The sequence below is a fragment of the Yersinia sp. 1252 StPb PI genome (genome assembly GCF_048593885.1).
Classification (GTDB): domain Bacteria; phylum Pseudomonadota; class Gammaproteobacteria; order Enterobacterales; family Enterobacteriaceae; genus Yersinia; species Yersinia enterocolitica_E.
The window spans coordinates 1-2,068 of record NZ_JAZGQE010000327.1 but is presented as its reverse complement, the minus strand read 5'-3'; the positions used below and the strand labels follow the sequence as shown (position 1 = coordinate 2,068).

The window sequence follows — 2,068 nt, the reverse complement described above, 5'->3', positions numbered from 1 at the left end:
CAAAAACCTGATTAATAATAATGATTCGACAAATGCCATAACAGTTATAAATAAATTATTAACTATTTCTCCTAATAATGCAGAAGCTCACAACTTACACGGCATTGTATTGGCTAATAGTGGTAAAGTGCGTAAAGCAGAAGTGGCTATTGAAAAATCGCGGGCCTTATTTATTCCTGATGAGACGGCAATGAATAATCTTGCTGTAGTAGCAATGCTTGATAACCGTTATAGCGATGCAGTGAGAATATTATTACCTGATTATTTGGCGGGTAAAAAAAGCTCTTTAAGGTTACATAACCTGGTCTTTTCACTGATTCAACTCGGTGATACAACCTATGCAAAAAAAATCATTATTGCTGAAAAAATGGCTAAAGACCCGGATGAGTTAATACTCGCCCTAAGTCAAGTTCAGAGCCTTCAGCAAGAGAGATTAAGTGATAAAGGTGCGTAAATGAGTAAGATGAGAGAGCAATTCTCTTGTTCAAATGAGGGGTCGGTTACTATTGAGTTTACGGTAGTCTTTGTTCTATTTTTATTGACGTTACTCTCCTGTGCAGAGATAAGCCGTTTGCTCTATATCTCTGCCAGTTTAGATCTGGCGGTTTCAGAAGCAGTAAAATCGACTAAGAATAGAGAGGACAGCAATAGTGCCATATTGAGGCAAAGTTTAACTGCTCAGAATGGTATTTTAGGTGCTTTCATAACAAATAATAATGCGATTAATACTACTGTAGAATTTAGCAATAATATATCTGATCTCATTAATCAGATATACTCAGGCTCCGAAACGTCGCCACTGGCCAAATACACAGTAACTTATATCTATCACCCTCTTTTTTTCCCTATTCCCTCACACTGGGCTAATATCCAGTTATCACGCGAGGTGATTTTTGTACAAGAAAATCAATAATATAGACTTTATTAAAAACAACAATGGCTCAGCTATTATAGAGTTTTCATTTGTCATTTTTATAATAATGCTATTAATAAAACTATTGATTTCAGTGACTGAATATCAATCAACCGTAGGTAAACTGGATCGAATATCATATTCGCTTGCCGGAATAATTCGGGAAAGGAATAAGCTATATTCTGACGACGAAACGCTAACTCAAAATAATGTTAATGATTTAACAACTCTGGCGAGAAATATGCTATTAACCTCGGGTATATCCAGTAATGATTTCGCAATAACAGTTGAAACATTACATTTTAATCCCACTGAATCAGCAGCGCCTGGTAATAAGATTATTAATGATACTAAGAGTGAAGAGTTTAGCGTCGGTACTTGTCATCCCATTAGGTTGTTGCGTGACATGGCCGATTTATCACCTTTCAGTAATCGTGGCCGATGGGTGCCACTGTACCAGGTGACCTTATGTTTACCTGCCCCCACAGGGTATCAAGCGTTGTTTAGCCAGATAGAATCCATCCCTATATTAAGGTCATCAGCGGTAACTATCGAGCGTTAATCCTGGCGAGGATGAGCTTATTTATAAAACAGAGGCTATTTATGATAAAAAATAGATTTACTCACGTTAAAGTACGACTATTGGTGTCATTGATAAAGAATGAGCAGGGGGCTATCTTATTGCCCTTTATTATATTTTTGCCCCTGGTTATTGGGCTAATATTTTTTTCTTTTGAGCTAACTCATTTTTTACAAAAAAAAGCTAAACTCTCAGATGCAATGGAGCAAGCAACATTAGCACTGACCGTAGAAAATAATAATAGCATTCCGAGTGTAACTCAAATAGCGCAGAATGAAGCCGTAGTGAGTTCTTATGCTCATGCTTACCTGCCAGCAGAAATATTTTCAGTACCCACTATCGATATAATCAATAATAATAACAGGATTGAATATGCGGCTGAGATCAATATGAGCTACTCCGCCCAATTTTTATCTAACAATCCGTTAACCAATTTAGGTGCAATGATAAGTGCAACAGATAGGGGAACGGCACGAAAAAACATAATCAGTGCGCCGATAGAGAAAATAGATGTGGTTTTTGTTGTAGATTATTCCACTTCAATGGATGAGTCATTTAATAATGGAGAGTCAACT

The 2,068-nt window shown here is 36.8% G+C and carries 4 protein-coding genes; all 4 read left to right on the top strand.

Translation table 11 applies throughout. From position 1 onward, the window contains the following. Nucleotides 1-454: tight adherance operon protein (locus V2A85_RS23215; RefSeq protein ID WP_420072501.1), on the top strand; the 454-nt coding region annotated here is incomplete at its 5' end. After that, entirely contained in the window at nucleotides 455-913 is a 459-nt protein-coding gene (locus V2A85_RS23210; protein WP_420072500.1) for a TadE/TadG family type IV pilus assembly protein, read from the top strand. Continuing rightward, nucleotides 894-1,475, top strand: coding sequence for a tight adherence pilus pseudopilin TadF (tadF, locus tag V2A85_RS23205; RefSeq protein WP_420072499.1), 582 nt, complete (start codon nucleotides 894-896; stop codon nucleotides 1,473-1,475). The genes V2A85_RS23210 and tadF overlap by 20 nt, the downstream gene beginning before the upstream one ends. A gap of 41 nt (nucleotides 1,476-1,516) precedes the next feature. After that, a partial coding sequence (locus V2A85_RS23200) for a TadE/TadG family type IV pilus assembly protein (protein ID WP_420072498.1) occupies nucleotides 1,517-2,068 on the top strand: 552 nt, incomplete at its 3' end.

Excerpts from the sequence above, each read along its gene's own strand:
- V2A85_RS23210 (WP_420072500.1), top strand. The coding sequence starts at position 455 with ATGAGTAAGATGAGAGAGCAATTCTCTTGTTCAAATGAGGGGTCGGTT.